This is a genomic window from Streptococcus sp. HMSC067H01 (assembly GCF_001814775.1).
Taxonomy (GTDB): Bacteria; Bacillota; Bacilli; order Lactobacillales; family Streptococcaceae; genus Streptococcus.
On sequence record NZ_KV817780.1, the window covers coordinates 1 to 543 of the forward strand.

The 543-nt window shown below is 36.1% G+C and carries 1 pseudogene; it reads left to right on the plus strand.

Annotated elements, in window-relative coordinates:
* Positions 1-543: pseudogene (locus HMPREF2987_RS01400) on the plus strand (IS3 family transposase); the annotation flags it as partial.

The following is a 543-nucleotide window of genomic DNA, read 5'->3' on the forward strand; positions in this document are numbered from 1 at the left end:
AAAAAGAGACCTGAAGAGAGAACAGAATTAGAACGTCTTCAAGCAGAAAATGAGTATCTGAGAGCGGAGAATGCCGTCCTAAAAAAGTTAAGAGAACTCCGATTGAAGGAGGAAAAAGAGAAAGAAGAAAGACAGAAATTGTTCAAGAATTAATGACCGAGTTTTCGTTAGATATTCTTCTAAAAGCCATTAAACTAGCTCGTTCGACCTACTACTATCACTTGAAACAGCTAGATAAACCAGATAAGGACCAAGAGCTTAAAGCGAAAATTCAATCCATTTTTATCGAACATAAGGGAAATTATGGTTATCGTCGGATTCATTTAGAACTAAGAAATCGTGGTTATCTGGTAAATCATAAAAGAGTTCAACGCTTGATGAAAGTACTCAATTTACAAGCTAAAATGCGACAGAAACGAAAATATTCTTCTCATAAAGGAGACGTTGGCAAGAAGGCAGAGAATCTCATTCAACGTCAATTTGAAGGCTCTAAAACAATGGAAAAGTGTTACACAGATGTGACAGAATTTGCCATTCCAGCAA